13 protein-coding genes are annotated in these 15,320 nt (G+C 60.0%); 6 read left to right on the top strand and 7 right to left on the bottom strand.

What is annotated here, in order from left to right:
• Positions 1-141: 141 nt before the first annotated feature.
• Together LOZ74_RS03105 and LOZ74_RS03100 are read right to left on the bottom strand one after the other, a co-directional pair.
• On the bottom strand, positions 142-627 hold the full coding sequence (locus LOZ74_RS03105; protein ID WP_230292851.1) for a DUF1772 domain-containing protein: 486 nt from the start codon (positions 625-627) through the stop codon (positions 142-144).
• A gap of 22 nt (positions 628-649) precedes the next feature.
• Positions 650-1,657 (bottom strand): AraC family transcriptional regulator, encoded by a 1,008-nt coding sequence (locus LOZ74_RS03100; protein WP_230292850.1) that lies wholly within the window; start codon positions 1,655-1,657, stop codon positions 650-652.
• Positions 1,658-1,896: 239 nt separating this feature from the next.
• Here LOZ74_RS03100 and LOZ74_RS03095 point away from each other — a divergent pair, with 239 nt between their 5' ends.
• The 4 genes from LOZ74_RS03095 to LOZ74_RS03080 all read left to right on the top strand — a co-directional run bounded on the left by LOZ74_RS03095 (position 1,897) and on the right by LOZ74_RS03080 (position 4,849).
• On the top strand, positions 1,897-2,382 hold the full coding sequence (locus tag LOZ74_RS03095; RefSeq protein ID WP_230292849.1) for a YHS domain-containing (seleno)protein: 486 nt from the start codon (positions 1,897-1,899) through the stop codon (positions 2,380-2,382).
• A gap of 99 nt (positions 2,383-2,481) precedes the next feature.
• The gene (locus tag LOZ74_RS03090) at positions 2,482-3,048 is read left to right on the top strand and encodes a carboxymuconolactone decarboxylase family protein (RefSeq protein WP_230292848.1); all 567 of its coding nucleotides are present in this window, start codon (positions 2,482-2,484) and stop codon (positions 3,046-3,048) included.
• Between the two features lie 114 nt (positions 3,049-3,162).
• Positions 3,163-4,431 (top strand): serine hydrolase, encoded by a 1,269-nt coding sequence (locus LOZ74_RS03085; protein ID WP_230292847.1) that lies wholly within the window; start codon positions 3,163-3,165, stop codon positions 4,429-4,431.
• Position 4,432: 1 nt separating this feature from the next.
• Positions 4,433-4,849: an acetyltransferase gene (locus tag LOZ74_RS03080; protein WP_230292846.1), complete on the top strand. Its 417-nt coding sequence runs from the start codon at positions 4,433-4,435 to the stop codon at positions 4,847-4,849.
• A 322-nt stretch (positions 4,850-5,171) separates the two neighbouring features.
• Here LOZ74_RS03080 and LOZ74_RS03075 read toward each other — a convergent pair whose 3' ends face one another.
• The gene (locus LOZ74_RS03075; protein ID WP_304505958.1) at positions 5,172-6,053 is read right to left on the bottom strand and encodes a LysR family transcriptional regulator; all 882 of its coding nucleotides are present in this window, start codon (positions 6,051-6,053) and stop codon (positions 5,172-5,174) included.
• Positions 6,054-6,161: 108 nt separating this feature from the next.
• On the opposite strand from LOZ74_RS03075, the gene LOZ74_RS03070 reads away from it, so the two are divergent.
• Positions 6,162-7,160 carry a S9 family peptidase gene (locus LOZ74_RS03070; protein WP_230292844.1) on the top strand — a complete coding sequence of 333 codons (999 nt, stop codon included), beginning with the start codon at positions 6,162-6,164 and terminating at the stop codon, positions 7,158-7,160.
• A 435-nt stretch (positions 7,161-7,595) separates the two neighbouring features.
• Here the strand turns inward: LOZ74_RS03070 and LOZ74_RS03065 are convergent, their stop codons facing one another.
• A complete protein-coding gene (locus LOZ74_RS03065; RefSeq protein ID WP_230292843.1) occupies positions 7,596-11,660 on the bottom strand; it encodes an NACHT domain-containing NTPase in 4,065 nt (1,354 codons plus the stop codon).
• A 236-nt stretch (positions 11,661-11,896) separates the two neighbouring features.
• Here LOZ74_RS03065 and LOZ74_RS03060 point away from each other — a divergent pair, with 236 nt between their 5' ends.
• Positions 11,897-13,054, top strand: coding sequence for a hypothetical protein (locus LOZ74_RS03060; protein WP_230293796.1), 1,158 nt, complete (start codon positions 11,897-11,899; stop codon positions 13,052-13,054).
• Between the two features lie 9 nt (positions 13,055-13,063).
• Here the strand turns inward: LOZ74_RS03060 and LOZ74_RS03055 are convergent, their stop codons facing one another.
• From LOZ74_RS03055 to LOZ74_RS03045, 3 genes are all read right to left on the bottom strand, one after another.
• Positions 13,064-13,582 (bottom strand): hypothetical protein, encoded by a 519-nt coding sequence (locus LOZ74_RS03055; protein WP_230292842.1) that lies wholly within the window; start codon positions 13,580-13,582, stop codon positions 13,064-13,066.
• 51 nt (positions 13,583-13,633) lie between these two features.
• Positions 13,634-13,774 carry a hypothetical protein gene (locus LOZ74_RS03050; protein WP_230292841.1) on the bottom strand — a complete coding sequence of 47 codons (141 nt, stop codon included), beginning with the start codon at positions 13,772-13,774 and terminating at the stop codon, positions 13,634-13,636.
• A gap of 614 nt (positions 13,775-14,388) precedes the next feature.
• A complete protein-coding gene (locus LOZ74_RS03045) occupies positions 14,389-15,282 on the bottom strand; it encodes a hypothetical protein (protein WP_230292840.1) in 894 nt (297 codons plus the stop codon).
• Between the last annotated feature and the right edge of the window lie 38 nt (positions 15,283-15,320).

Below are 15,320 nucleotides of genomic sequence, written 5' to 3'. Positions count from 1 at the left end.
TAGTACGCAGGAGAAGAAATTCTTCAGGAGAGGCTTAGCATCCGCATTTCACCATCAATGGGAACATGTATGGATGGCAGCTTTCTATGTCCGTCGTCCTACACAGGAATGACCGAAATGTCGGCGGTTCCGGTCGCTCGGTCAGCCTCGTTGGCAAAGCGCCAGGACCAAGCAAACCATCGCGACGATGCATGAGATCGTGCGGACATGATTCCAACGGACCCACTCACGCATGTACCGTCGCCACATCGCGTCCGCGTTGGCGCTATCGGCAGGCGTTGCTTCAAGCGCATTGTTGAGCGGCACATTCTTGACGACGGTGATGACGAACATCCCTGCGACATAGACCCCCGATCCTGTCAGGACAGACACTGCGCCAGTGCGCGCCGTGTCAAAAGCCATGATGGTGAACAGGATGCAACACAGTGCCGTGCTACCAAAGAAGAGTGGCAGGAATGCCGATCGCACGATCACGCGATTGATAGACTGCATGGCAATCATGGCAGAGGGCATTCCAATCACATCGAGCGAACGCATCACGAATGCCGAAAAGCTGAAATACACGCCCGCCATGAGCGCGACCGAAACGGCAGACAGCCAAAGCAGGCCATCGATGATGTGGTCCATAATCACCTTTCCCTGCGTCCTGTCAGACCCCGACGGCAGTATTGCGCCGCGCCTCTCCGCGATACGCGCGCGGCGTTTTTCCTGACCATCGCTTGAAAGCCCGCGTGAACGAACTCTGCTCGGCAAAGCCAGTCAGAAAGGCAATCTCGATCAGAGAGTGACTGCCATCGGCGACCAGCTTGAGCGCAGCTTCGCGCCTTGCCTCGTCAACCAGAGACTGGAAGCTGTGCCCCATATCGGCAAGTCGCCGCTGCAAGGTTCGATGGCTCATGCCCAGATCGCTTGCGACGTCGTTGAGGCGCGGGACGCCGTCGCTAAGGTTCTTGGCGACCTGCATTACGACCCTGCGATCTATCAAGTCGGACTTAGTATTGCCGATGATCTCTGCCAGATGTTGGCTAAGGAAGGTCCATATGTGTTCGTCACCGATCCGATTGGGCCTGTCCAGATCGCTGCGGTTGATTACGATGGCGTCTATCTCGGCCCCGCATCGGACCGGGCATCGAAAATATGCTTCGAGCGGTGCCGGATCGCCTACAGGACCGTGCACGAACTGAACGGCAGCAGGGCTAAAGTCATTGCCATTCGCATCGCGCCATAGGGCGACGAATGTTCCGAACGCGGCTTCATTGGAAAGCTGAAACCCATCGCTGGTCACAGCGGTACTCTTTCGGGTCCACATTGAATATTCTCCGCGTTCCTCCAACGAGAAATGCGAGACCGGATTGTAGAGGCGCGAATAGCGATCCAGCCTCTCGAATGACCGACGCAGAGTAGGCGCAGACTTGATCGTCAGTCCGACTGGTCCGAAATCCTCACACCGCATCGATCCCGATGTTCGCATGTGAAAGGCAATCTGCGGACGCTCGGCCTCTGCCAGCGCCTCGAAAAGGGCGAAATGCCGTTCTGCGGGGATGAGCGTTGCGGGATCAGCCAGCTGCTCGCGCGTCAATCCGGCCTGGGCCAGCGCGCGATCGGCATTGTCCGTGTCCGTTTGCGCGATTGCCTTCCGTGCGAAGAGCGCCGCCACCTCCACCATTCGTCCCTCGATGCCCCCGAAAACATGCTGCCTGCCGCGTAGCTTTTGGCAGACATAGACGAAGGGGTTCGCTTTGGCACCACACGTCAAGAAATTGGCATCGCCGATCAAGAAGGCGTGATGACATGCGGACTATTCGCCTCTTCGCCAGCCCAATGGACAAGCCTGAAGGCCGGCGCCGGGCTCACTTTCGGCAGTACCCCCGAAACCCCAAGCAAAGGAGAAGTGAAATGCGCAGACTGTCCGCCCGTTTAGGCTCTGCCTTGGCCATCACCGCCCTTATCGCCGTACCCGCCTTCGCCGAGGACGAATATAATGTCACCTCGGGCCAAACGTTCGAAGGCGCGGGGCTTGGCGTGCATGGCGTCGATACCGTCGGGCTCGGCACGCTAGGCGCTGTCGTACCTGGCGATGCGGCCCTGGCGGTCGTGAACGATGGCGTAACCTACTATTTTGCATCGAAGATCACACGCGAACAATTCATGGCCGATCCGCAGCGCTACATGCCGCAATATGGTGGCTATTGCGCCTATGCGGTGGCGCTGGGGAAGAAGTTCGACGGCGACCCTCGCTTTGCCGATATCGTAGATGGCAAGCTCTATCTGTTCGTCAATGCCGTCGCCTTTGAGAAATACCTGGCAGACAAGGACAATACGCTGCGCATGGCGGCCGAGAAATGGCCGGATATCCAGCACATGCGAGTTGAGGATCTCTGATCGCGGCCCTGCCGCTCATGGCGCGCCAGCACGCTACCTTCCTTCGAGACGTAACGCAGGCCTGCGCTGCGGCGCATGGCATTTCATTGGAGACAAGTGATGACCTATTTCGACACGCACACGATCAATTCTGCACCTGACGGGGCCAGGCCGCTTCTGAACCAGGCAAGTGGAATGTTCGGCTTCGTTCCGAACCTGCTGGGGACCATGGCCGAAGCACCGGCCCTGCTGGAAGGTTACATGACGCTATCGGGCATCTTCGACAAGACCGAGCTGAACGACACCGAGCGCCAGATCGTGCTGATGACGAACAATCGCCTCAACAACTGCGGATATTGCATGGCCGCCCACACCGTCATTTCCCGTGCGGCGGGCGTCCCTGCCGATGTGATCGAGGCGCTGAGATCCAACGCCCCGTTGGCCGATTCACGGCTTGAAGCGCTTCGCAGTTTCGCAGAAGTCATCAACGAAACGCGTGGATGGCCAAGCGATGCCGATGTCGAAGGCTTTCTGGCGGCCGGCTATTCCAGGCAGTCGGTGCTCGAAGTCATCCTCGGCACCGCGCTGAAGGTGATGTCGAACTATACGAACCACGTCGCTGCAACCGAACTCGACAAGGCCTTTGCCGGTGCCGCGTGGTCGGCCGCGGTGGCCGAACCGGCCTGATCGGCCCGCTTCCATCACGCCTTTCCGGAGCGGGTGGCGAGCCATCCGCTCCAGATTTCCGGTTCGATCGGCGGGTCTTTCACCGGACCGCTCGCTCAATAGGGAGTAATCGCATTGACGACGATCATACGAACAGGTGCGGCGACCTTGGGTGCGATGGTCGTCTGGTCGCTGGTGGTCCTGTTTGCCGCCAACGAAGGCTGGTTCAAGACACCGCTTACGCCTTCGTCATCGCCCGAACGGTTCATCGCTGAAGTTGCCCAAATCGAAAAGACCGAACACCGCGGCAATTTCAGCATGCTCCTTGTCGAGAATGGTCAGATTGTAGGCGAATATCACGCATCATTGGGACAAAAGGTGGATCATGATTCCGTATTCCAGGTCGCCTCGCTCAGCAAATGGCTAACGGCCTGGGGCGTGATGACCCTTGTCGATGACGGGGTGGTCGATCTCGATGCTCCAGTTGCGGATTATCTGAAGCGTTGGCGCATTCCATCCGGCGAATTCGATACGGATGGAGTCACGGTCCGCCGGTTGTTGAGCCACACGGCCGGGCTTGACGACGGGCTGGGCTATTCCGGTTTCGCAAACCGTGACGAAGTTCAAACTCTTGCGGACTCGCTGACTCAGGCGGCGGATGCGTCAGAGGGAAAAAGCGGAATGGTCCGGGTGGGCCACGAGCCGGGCTCGAAATGGCAATATTCCGGTGGCGGTTATACCTTGTTGCAACTGCTTATCGAGGATGCATCGGGCGAGACGTTCACCGAGTATATGAAACGGCGGGTCTTCGATCCGCTTCGGATGACGCGCACCAGCTTCGATTTCGACAGGGCAGCCGAGCTTGGTCTGGCTGAAAACTTTGACACTGCGGGCGTTCCAATCCCATTTCGGCGCTATACAGCCCTTGCAGCGACATCCCTTTTCACCACCACGCGCGACATCGGCCTGTTCCTGATGGCTCAGGCACCCGAAGCGTCGCAGCCGGTCCTTTCGAAAGAAACCTTGGCGGCAATGCAAGTGCCACAGGCCCAATCAACGGGCGCCGATATCTGGGGCATTGGTCCGATGTTATTTGCCCCCAACGATCACGATGGCTTCATCATTGGCCATGACGGCAACAATGAACCTTCGATCAATACTGCCGCGCGGCTGAACCCTGCCACGGGTGATGGCATCGTCGTGTTCGAAACGGGTAGTCCACTTTTCGCAACCCGCATTGCAGGGGAATGGGTCTTCTGGAAAACGGGCCGAATTGACAACCTCGCCTTTGTAATGGGCCTTGAAGACACGATCTTTCTTGCGGCGGTCGGTTCCATCTTGATCCTGATCGTCGGAGCGGCATGGGCATCTGTGAAGCGGAAGAAGAACCGTGTTCAGCATTAGAATGTCTCGGCCCGGCGAAGGTGAACGCGCGATCGAGACTTGGCGCAGGGCGGTCGATGCTACGCATCATTTCCTGACGCCTGAGGATCGCCTCGAAATCGATGAGCAGGTGTCCGGCTTCTTGCCCCAAGCACCTCTTTGGCTTGCGGTGGATGCAAATGACTGCCCTTTGGCGTTCGTGCTAATCGACGACGGGCACATGGAGGCGTTGTTCGTCGACCCTGATCACCGAGGGTCGGGCATCGGTTCCGCCCTCGTTCGCCATGGCCTTGCGCTTCATCCAAAAATGACCGCCGACGTCAATGAACAGAATGGTCAGGCTGTCGGTTTCTACGAGAAGATGGGTTTCAAGCGTACCGGTCGATCAGCGCTCGATGACGACGGCAGACCTTACCCACTCATTCACCTCCAGTATTAAGGCAGTGCGCCGAATAAGTTGACCGAGCCACCAATCCCGAGTTTAACGAGTTAAAAGCTGCAGCTTTGTGAAGCGTGGCGATCAACGGCAGATTTTCAGCGGGGTGGCACCGCAAGCCGATAGTCCGCACATTGTCGTAAGCGTCCGCGATCCATCCCGAGCATGAATGTACGACCGGTTTCAGCATGTACGTTCAACGCTTGGGATGACCGCTTTGGCGGCGCATCGAGCCTTTCACTGAAGGGTTTCAACGAATAGCTAGATCATCACTTTCTATTCAGAAGCCGCCGTTCCGTACCTGACAAAATTACCGTCCTTCCGTTTAAAGTTCCCGCCACCGTAATCCGTCGATGACAAGCCTAAATGCCGCCGAACCGTGGCGCCGGTGCGGGTAATAGAGATAGTATGGCGGTAAGTCCTCACTCCAGTCGGCCATAACTCGCTGAAGTTGGCCCGAGCCGAGAAAGCCCTCGACCTGATCCAACGGCAGGTTCGCGATACCCAGTCCAGACAGCGCTGCAGCTTTAATGGGGCTGATGGCATTGAAAGCCATCTGCCCCTCCAGACGCGCATGGACTGTCTTGCCATCCTTCGACAGCCTCCACTCGTAGAATGTGCCCGATGTCGGCATGCGCAGATTGAGGCACACATGTTGGCTGAGTTCGCGCGGATTGGATGGAGCCGGATTCCGCGCGAAATAATCGGGCGAGCCGACGATCGCCATCGGGATTGGCGGCGAGATGCGCACCGCGATCATGTCCTTCTCGACTTGCTCGCCAAGCCTGACCCCGGCGTCGAAGTGGGAAGCGACGATATCCTTAAGGCCATAATCCACTTCGAGTTCGACCTTGACGTCGGGATTGTCCGGCAGGATTTTCGCCAAGGCCGGGACGATATACTGGCTCGCCGCGTGCTCCACCGTGGTGATGCGAACATTCCCTGCGGGCCTTTCCTTGGTTTCGCTCAAGGCCTCGATACTCGCATCGAGATCGCGCAACATGGGGGAGAGGGTTGAAAGAAGCTGCTTGCCGACTTGTGTGGGCGCGACACTGCGGGTTGTACGCGCAAGCAATCGCAAGCCAAGCCGTTCCTCAAGCCGCTGCACAATCTGGCTCAGCGCAGATTGTGACAGGCCTAGGCGCTTCGATGCGCGCGTGAAACTCTCTTCTTCGGCGACGACCGCGAAGGCCGCGAGATCGGCCATGTCGTCTCGCCTCATTTATCACCTCATCGATAAGGCTAAGAAGAATTCAGTACCTAATCGAATTCCAATGGGCGGTCTATCCTCAAGCCAACACAAAGGAGAATACCGATGACCTCGATTTCAAAAGGAAGAATGCAGGCCGCTCTAGAGCAGGAAAAGTCGATATCCGCCGAAGACCACCAGAAGGTAAAGGGCCTGGCGGCTCTCGTGACTTCGCCGCGCAGCTTCATCTTCAAGGATCCCGACTACTACGGCATCGAAGGCTGGGAAGACCTGACGATCCCTTCGGCCGACGGCACCCCACTCGCGGCCTGGTACATGCCTGCCAAGGGTGGCGAGAGCGACAAGCTCATTATCTTCAACCACGCCCTGCCGATGTGCCGCGCTGGATTTCCCGGACATTTCGGCGAACCGTGGAGCAACCTCGACGATTCCGAGATCGACTTCGTGATCCAGTACAAGCACCTTACCGATGCGGGTTACAACGTCCTGACCTATGACTTCCGCAATCACGGCCAGAGCAGCGCCGCCAATGGGGGCGTTTGCGGGATCGGCCAATGGGAATGGCAGGACTGCGTGGGCGTGAAGAAATTCGTCGATGCCCATCCGCGCCTCGGCAAGATGAAGGTCGCGCTTTTCAGCCAGTGCCTTGGCGGCGTGTCGCAATATGCCGCGATCACCAAGCACCCCGAACTCTTCGAAAACGTGCTTTGCATGGCCAGCCCGCTGGTGCCGAACATGTCTGCGATCTTCCAGGCCTTCGGCGAATTGCAGGGTATCGAGCAATATCAGGAGCTGATCGATCTTGAGGTGATCAAGCTTGGCGGCTTTCCTGCTGCGGACATGTCGGGTGCACTTTGGGCACAGGCGGTGAAGATGCCTGTGCTGATGTGGCAGGTGCGCGATGATGCGTGGACGAAGAATCCCGATGATGCACAGCATACTTTCGACCGCCTCGGCAGCGAGGACAAGGAGATGATCTGGATTGAGGGCACGACCCGCCGCTTTAGGGATGGCTACAATTGGTTCGGCCGCAATCCGGAGAAGGTGCTGTCATTCTTCGAGAAGCACTTCGCCGAAGCGCGCGTTGCCAAACCTGCGAAATAAATGATGGAGGGGGCCGTGGACTGCGCCCCCTTTCCAGCCGCACCCGCTGGCCCCGCCAATTCTCGTCGTTGAAAGCTTTTAAGTCTACGCGTGAAACCCGCAGTTCGTTGCCATATCGGGGCTCATGAACCGAAGGCCGGTTACGATGACCTACTATTGCGGTGCGAACGGCAGCTTTGTCGGCGATTTCCGCAGCAGATCGAACTGCGCTGGAGCCGGCAGCAACCGACCAGACCCGGTCGTTCACTCCGTCTGTGCCGAACTTCGGGTTTTAACGGAAGCTGCCGTTCGCTTCGGTCAAATCGGACGATCGGAAACTGCGCCCAACTCAACACGTTCAAGCTCAGCAGGGTGAATGCTGAAAGCTGCCGGATGCGGCTCGGAACTTTCAAGCCGTTTGCGACATGGTCATGCGCAGGCCGGGCGGCGCAAATTCTACTGCTTGTCTGCGGTCAGGTCCAGCACCACCACTTCGATGAGCGCGCGCCGCGCTTCCGGAATGCGGTCGATCAGCATCGCGCGCATCTCCTCGGCGCTGACTGGTGCCGGTAGGCCATCGGGATGGACTTTCAGCCGCCGGTTTGTCGCCGCCGCCACATCACCGAACCACAAGACGCAATATATGCCGCGCTGCTCCGAGCGCCAGTCGATCAGATATTGGGCATCGAGTTGGTCCGTTGCCGCATCCCAAACCTCGGCATGCCACTGCCCCTTGACCTCCACCGGCAATTGCATGGTCCCACTCGCGAAGGCGAGATCGGCGCGCTTGACCTTAGGCATGTCCGCTTCGGTCATGCGCTGGATATCGTAACGCATCAGCTCGGGGCCGACCATCGCCGCCAGCCGGTCGCGGCAACGATTCTCGTCGCGAGGCACACCCTGATCAGTCCAGAACTCGACCACCGAATCGAGATCGTCGCCGATAAGCTTGGCTTGTGCGACCTGCATCTCTTCCAGCACCAACGCCTTGAGATCCTCGATATTCCCCGGCGGGCCGTCATCGAGCAATGCAGCGAGATCGGCTGGCGCCAGCGGCGAAAAATCCTCCTCGGCGCGCTTCTGGCGTTGCTCGGCTGCCATGTGCCGGATCAGTTCGCTATAGCTGTCGACAGGTCCAGCGATCAGACGCTGCAGCGCCTCGCTCGCGGCGATGCTGGTGTCGTCGGCAATCCGGTTGATCAGGCCGCGCAGGAAGTCGGTCGCGTCATATGGATTGGTGTCGCCGGACCCGCTCCCTACCAGCGTCGCGTAGGGCCATTTCGCGCGAAACATCGCAACGATCCATTCCGCTTGATCAATCGACACGGGGAGCATGTCCTGGCGTCGCTCAAACCGGAGCCGATTGCGCAAGAACCAGAGGAATTCGGGATTGCGCGTCCCGATGCCTTCGAGATCGGGGCGGACCGCGTCAAACCGCACCAGTACGTCGATCGCCAGCCACGACAGCATATGGTCGAAATTGCGGGCGACGGCCCCGACGCGTGCCTTCGCGACATCGCGCAGCGCGTCGAGTGCGCCGGCATGGGTGAGGCAATCGACCAAACCTGCTTCGACCGATTCAGGTAAGTCGGGAAAGCCGGTCAGCCACCCGGCGGCCAGTGCGCCGCCGGTTTCCTGCCATTCGGGATCATGCGCGAGCTTGTAGAGACCCTCGACATGCGTGGCCTTGGCGCCGAGCGACGGCTCAATCCATGCGCGCGCGAACGCCTTTCGGGCATCGAGTGTGGGGATCACCCGTGCTTCGAGCGCCTTTTGCAAGGCTTCCTTCTCGTCCTCGAGTTTCCACCCGCGATCGCTATGGCTGAGCAGCAGGCCGGTCAGCAGGGTCGGTTCGGGGAGATCGTCGAAACCCTTGCCGCTGCGCAACCGCTCATAGAGCCCGGCCATGAGCGGGTAACAATAATTGTAGACCGTATTCTGGGCGAAGCCCTCGGCGATCTCGGCCATGGTCGGCAGATCGGGGCGATGGAGTGTGGCTTCGAACCCGACTAAAGCATCGTCGCGAAGCGCTTCCCCGAGCCACTCCGCCACTCGCTCCGCGGGCGCCAGATCGCGCGACAGATCGTTAAACCGTCCGAAATAGGCCTCGGCCAGTGGGAAAATTGCGCCGAACTCGCCCGCGCGCATGTCGGCGCGCACCGCCGCGAAATCACGCCGATGCGTAGCGAAGGCGACCGCCTTTTTCCGAGCGCGCTTGGCAGCGTCCTTCTCCAGTTTGACCTCCCACGCTGGTTTCTTGGGGTTCTCGACCTTGCCGATGAAGGTTGCGAGCTGCGCATCCCCGCGCCGGAATTTTTCCGCTGCCGCGCGCACCGCCGGGTCAGGGCCGTTCGCGCCCCATCCGAGGCGGACCACATCCTTCCAGTCCTTGCGCAGCGCGTTGTCGTGAGTCTTGCCGAGCGCTAGCTTCTCGAAGATCGCGACCAGATCGTCGGGATGTGCCGACATTCCGACCAACCTGCGCTGGAGATACATTTCGGTGACCCAGAGACTATCCTTGCGCCGGTCATGGACGAGGACATGATCCTGGACCGCGCGGCGTAGCGGGCCGTTCGCTGCGAGGCGCTCGGCGAGCGTCTTCTTGATATCGTGATGGAAGCGGATCGCCTGCTCGACCGGTCCGAGCCAGCGCCAGAGGGACGGCGCATCCGTCGTGCCGATTACACCTTCATCGATCGTACGCACGATCAGATGCGCGACGATATCGGCAACGTCGTTGGCGTTCCGCCAGTCATCGCCACCGAGCAATTCGACATAATCGACGACGAGATCGAGCACGCCGCCCAGATGGGCCGCAGGGATCGCGTCGAGGAAGCGATCATAATGCCGGGCGGTATGGACGCGGCGCCCCTTTTTGCGCGGCAGCGGGCAACTGGTCGCGCCCATCTCCGCAAACAGCGTCGCGACCAGCAGCGCATCGGGCACATCGGCATCGATCCGCTCGATCAGCTGGCGTGCGATCCGCGGCCCATCTTCACCACATTCGTCGGTCAGCGCTGCGATCGCGCGCTGCCACCACGCGCGGTCGCGGTGGGGAAACAGGGCATCGGCCGCATCGTCGCGCTCGCGATAGAAGCGTTCGGGCGAGAGCAGGATCGCTTCCAGCGTGTCCGCCAGTTGGCCTGCGAGCACGGTCCCATCCAATCCCTCGATCAGCAGCGACCGGAAATGCGAATTGCTGTCGGCCGAGCCGATGACCGCCTTGATCTTGGGTTCGAGCGCCGGGATCATCAGCCCGGCTGCGGTCTTGCTGTCCCAATCCGACGCGCGGAAATAGGGGTCGATCTTGGCGAGCGCGGACAAGGCTTCGAACAGGCGGTCCGCCAGATGCGGCGTGAGCGCTGTGGTCTCGCCATAGCGGATGAGACCGAACGGGTCGGCAGCGATGATCCGCTCGGCCATCACCGGGCTGTGATAGGCGAGCCAGGCATGAAGCCCGCGCAGGCTGGCAGTGACGCCGCCGCTCCCCTGCAGTTGCGCCACCAGGCGACGCTGCTGACGCGGCGTCGGGGCCTGCCGCGCCAGCCAGCGCGCGGCCAGAAATTCGGCGATGACACGGTGGATCGGTTTGGCGCGCGAAGGGCCGACGCTGTGGAACAGCTTAGACGAGAAGATCGCCCGCACCGCCTTGGCCTGCGCCAGTTTCTCGATGTCGGTGAGCCGGACATCGCCCGCCTGGACCTGCGCCGCGCCGGCAATGCTCGCTGCCTCGGCACCGGCAAACAGAAGCGCGGCGGCTATGGCGCCGGCCGCGTCCAGCGCCTCTTCGTCGGCCAGTTGCGCTAGACCGAGATACTGACGATCGGGGTCATGTTCCGGCCAGACGAGTGTGCAGACCCGTTCGAACAGGGCGGCACGGGTTGCCGGTAACTGCGTGTCGCTTTCGGCGACCCGTCCCATCAATCCGAGCGTTAGCGGATTGCGATAGAGATCCTCGAGGTTGTGCGCTTCCAGATGCTCAAGGACGTACTCGGCATCGGTCGTACGATAGCGGGTGGTAAGGAAATCGCAGGCTTCGCGCCGACGGAACGGTTCGAGCGTCGCGAAAATCGGATCGGAGCCGTAGAGCTGGCGCAGGTTGGTCACGGTGCGCGCCTGCCACTCGCGCGAGCGGCAGGAGAGGATGAAGGGCGGCGCGTCGGCTTCTTCGAGCTGCGCGAGGATTGCGTCGATCGCATCGCCTTCGCGCCGCGACATCGCTTCATCCAAGCCATCGATCAGCAGCGGTTTGCCGGCCGACACCAGTTTGCCTGGGGTCTTGGCGGCGATGAACCGCACGGCGGTGACCGGCTTGACGCCTAATCGTCGACCAAGCTCGCGCATGAGCTCGCTTTTGCCCATGCCGGGCTCGCCGAGCACGATCTTGTTGTCCATGAGCGCCAAAAGACCGTCCTCATCGAGGCTGTTATCAAGAATGGACGCATCGCTAATCGCCACGCGCCGCGTAAAATAGGCCGATCCCGTTGAACCTGCCAAATTTGCTACCGTATCTTTCGTCATGTCAGTCCACGCGCCGCCGGATCACTGTGCTCAGCGCGCAGCATAGCGTACAGATGTCCAGCTTTCACTTGAATCCATGGGAGGCGGCTAGCTCGCGCGCCGGCCAGAACAACGATGATCCCTACGCGATTATCTGGAACACCGACGCCTGATACGATCCCGGCCTCGCACCAAGATGCGGGGCCGCTGCGTGAATTTGGCTGGCGAAAAGAGCGAACTCTATGCGAGGATTGGCGATGACCTCCTCATTCGGGCCTTTCGGTGACAGTGACCCGCCTCCGATCGGCGTGCATTTCGTCCACCAATATTATCCAGGGTTCATCGATGTCCGACCGCATTCTCTTTACCTGATCGACGGTGAAGGCTTGCGCGGCGGGGTCCAGGTGCTTCGCCACGTCCGACCGCTCGTAGTCACCGATTTCGCCAATGAGCTTATCCGCGTTCACGCTGACGACGGCACAGTCCATACGCGCTTGGCGCGGCCGATCAGCGATATCGACCAGGCGTCAAACGCCATCGACGCGAAGGGACTAGAGGGTCGTAGCGCAGCGGCCCTCGCGATCGAGAAAGGAGCCGACGGTCGCATTTTCTATCAGGACGTGTTCACCGAATTGCAGACGCTGACCGAGATCGCGGCGCCCGATTCTTCGGCGGGTCTCGTCGCGCACGAACAACTCGTCGGCCGCTTCGTCGCGGCCTATCGTTTCATCCACAAGGATCCACGCCTGGAAATGCCGTCGGGCATCCCGATCGAGACCACCCCGCTTCGCGTGGGTCATTATTTCTATTCGGCAAAGGAGCGGGCGCTGCCGTTCGACCAACGGATCGCAGAGGCATGGCCGGGCGAATTGCAGCTCTCTATCGCGGCTCTGGGCCGCGGCGTGCGATCGCTCCGCGATCACAACGTCGCGCCAGACTTGCTCGAAAAGCGCTCCTACGACCTGAACGCGCACCTATGTAACGGCTTCGTGCTGAGCGAAAACTTGCTCGAACTCGAACGGCTCGTTGATCTCGCCTTCAGCGGCGGGCGTCGTCGTGCAGCGATCGTCGAGGCCGTGTCTCTCCTCGAAGTTGGCTTGTTGCAGGCGCGGGATCGGTTGCCCGTTGGCGAACGCGCCAAGAGTTCGCGTAACCTCACGCCGGACGATTTGACGCTTAAGATGCTGGTCAATCGGGTGCTGCCGCACCTGCTCCATCATTTCGATGGTGATCCCAAACCGCTCATCAAACGCGCGAACGAGATGCGCGATATCCGCAACAGCGTGGTCCACCAGCGTCTTGAGCCCAGCGCGGAACAGACCAATCACGTCCTCTCTGTCGTCCACACGATCCTGGCGATCCTGGAGCTGCCGGATCGCTTCAAGGGCAATTGGAAACGAAAGTCTGCCGACTGACGCTGTGACCTATTCGGTCGAGACACCGGGTTCATCGGGAAGTTCGGGGAGCCGGAACGGCCTTGCCGCCGCATCGTCGGTAAAATGGAGGATGAGGTGATCGTCGTCTTCATCGGCGCTGCGGGGCGCCATCTCGGTGGCACTGATCGTCAAGCCCATGTCGAGCCAAGTCTTGAAGATGTTCTTGCCCTCATCACGCGGATCGAGCTGGTGCCGAAAACGCTCCTCGCTGAGTCTACCGGCTAGCAGGTCAAGCAGCATCCGCGCGGGGAATTCGACGCTGAATCTCCCGCTCCAGTGGTTGGATCGTATCGTCATGCCGAGATATTGTCCTGTCTTGGCCGGAGAGAAGGCGCCTTGCCGGAAGAGAGATCGCGCCTGATAGCCTTCATAATGCGGCTCCGGCAGCATCGCGGCGAGCGTTAGGAGCGCCGGCGGCGGCTCGGAGCGTTGTGGCGTCCCAAAGAATGCGACCGACCATCGCCGCGGCTTGCGTTGCTTTTGTAGAAAGCCGCCGAACCTTGGCAAATCCTTGTGGGGCGAGAACGTGACGACGGCATCAACGCTGCGCGTACGCGCCTAGAGGAAATGAAGGATGATCTCGCCCGCCGACACGAACCGACGTGTCGGGTCCATATCACGACCGCGTCCTACACGATTGAGCAAGGTCGATCCGACATCGGCGACGAACAGGACGCGGAGCGTAACGCCTATCGCCACCGCCTATTCGTAAACGAGGGAACGGTTCGGCGCATTTTCACCAAGCGGTCTGCATCAGGATATGTGGCGGGTCCGTGTTTCGCGTTCTCGCCGCAGGTACGGCACGGCATGTGGTCGTGCAGGATGAGATGGTCGACATTGTCGCTGAAGGCTTTGACTCCGGCATACGCTTTGGCGGGCGGGTGCCGGAGAACATGATTGACATGTCGATTGGAAGATCCTTGCTCTGAGTTATGGTGGCGACACCTGCCTATTCTCGGCACCTGTGGGAGAGCATTGCCGTCAGGCCAGAGAGCCTTATTGATGTTTGTGCGAGGCGCGGCGCAGATACTGCCGCGTAGGTGCTGATATTGCGGTGTCTTCCGCCCCTTGCGCTGAATCGCCCGAAGGCTTGTCGGCCTAGTAGTTGACCATCTTTCACACGCTGCTTGATAGCGTTGATGGAGCCGCCGCACGGCGCCCCAGGCAATTTGAGAACGCCATAATCATCGACCAGATCGCAACTTGCCAAAATCGCCTTCCGAAGCCGGTCTCTCTTTGCCGCCCGCTCTAATTCCCTGTCGTTCATTGTGAAGTTCATCTTCAACAACCATCGCTCGACCCACCGCCTCGGTTCAGTCCAAAACGAGATTGAGCGTTTGATCGGCAGGACCCAGTACGACCTCGCGGCCCCATCCGAATTCGATGAAGTCCTGCTCGATCCCGTCGGCAAAGATCGTCCCGCCATCGTTCATGCGAGATATGACCGATAGGCCTTCTCCCGCCAGCTTGCCTGAACGCATGTTGGTCCCGGTGGTAACGCTGGGAAATGGTTCACGAACCCAGAAACCCACGGATCGCTCTTCGGGATGCAGATCAAGCTGCAGGTCAGTCGCGTCCGCAATTGACCTGCCCCAGCCGGTTGCACCTGTCCCACTCGCCACGATCAAACCGGACGAGCTCTGGACTTCCGACTTTTCACCCGCTTCGATCCGATAGCGTGCTGACTGGTGACTGCGATGCCCGACGAACACTTCATTGAGAGCGAGCAAGCGCTCACCATTGTCGAGGCGAGCCTGCACCATGGTACGGGCTTCGATGCGGACATCTTCGGCGACACATGCGGGAAGCACTTTGGCCAGCCGATCAACATCGAGCCTCACGAGGATGCCGTCATAGGATGCGGGATCAGGATTGATGCCAAGCACCTGCTGACCGCCGAGGTATTTGGCGACATTCGCGATCAGGCCGTCCTGACCGACTGCGCAGATGATGTCGGTCGGCGCAAACAGAACGCGGTTGAGATCATCGCGCCGCACCAGAACCTGACGCCAGTCATCTGGTACTGCCATTCGCGCGGCTGCAAGCACATCATGAAATCGATCGTGCGCTGCTTCGACAGCCGCAATCGACTGATCGCGTGTCTCGAGGAAAAACCGCGCCTGTGCCTTCGTCGCATGACGCGCAATCAATACCTCGTACTCGCTCTCACGTGTGACGAAGACGACCCGCGGTGCCAGAACTGCCATAGTCATCCTCCGAAAATCGTCGACGCTACTGCTAAATG

Source organism: Croceicoccus sp. Ery5, from assembly GCF_020985325.1.
In the GTDB taxonomy this organism is placed as follows: Bacteria; Pseudomonadota; Alphaproteobacteria; order Sphingomonadales; family Sphingomonadaceae; genus Croceicoccus.
Note: the sequence above shows the minus strand (reverse complement) of the source record. Positions and strands in the feature narration are given on the sequence as shown.

Coding starts and splice junctions, on each gene's coding strand:
- LOZ74_RS03105 (WP_230292851.1), bottom strand. CDS start 627: ATGGACCACATCATCGATGGCCTGCTTTGGCTGTCTGCCGTTTCGGTC.
- LOZ74_RS03070 (WP_230292844.1), top strand. CDS start 6,162: ATGACCTCGATTTCAAAAGGAAGAATGCAGGCCGCTCTAGAGCAGGAA.
- LOZ74_RS03075 (WP_304505958.1), bottom strand. CDS start 6,053: ATGGCCGATCTCGCGGCCTTCGCGGTCGTCGCCGAAGAAGAGAGTTTC.
- LOZ74_RS03080 (WP_230292846.1), top strand. CDS start 4,433: ATGTCTCGGCCCGGCGAAGGTGAACGCGCGATCGAGACTTGGCGCAGG.
- LOZ74_RS03090 (WP_230292848.1), top strand. CDS start 2,482: ATGACCTATTTCGACACGCACACGATCAATTCTGCACCTGACGGGGCC.
- LOZ74_RS03065 (WP_230292843.1), bottom strand. CDS start 11,660: ATGACGAAAGATACGGTAGCAAATTTGGCAGGTTCAACGGGATCGGCC.
- LOZ74_RS03060 (WP_230293796.1), top strand. CDS start 11,897: ATGACCTCCTCATTCGGGCCTTTCGGTGACAGTGACCCGCCTCCGATC.
- LOZ74_RS03045 (WP_230292840.1), bottom strand. CDS start 15,282: ATGGCAGTTCTGGCACCGCGGGTCGTCTTCGTCACACGTGAGAGCGAG.
- LOZ74_RS03095 (WP_230292849.1), top strand. CDS start 1,897: ATGCGCAGACTGTCCGCCCGTTTAGGCTCTGCCTTGGCCATCACCGCC.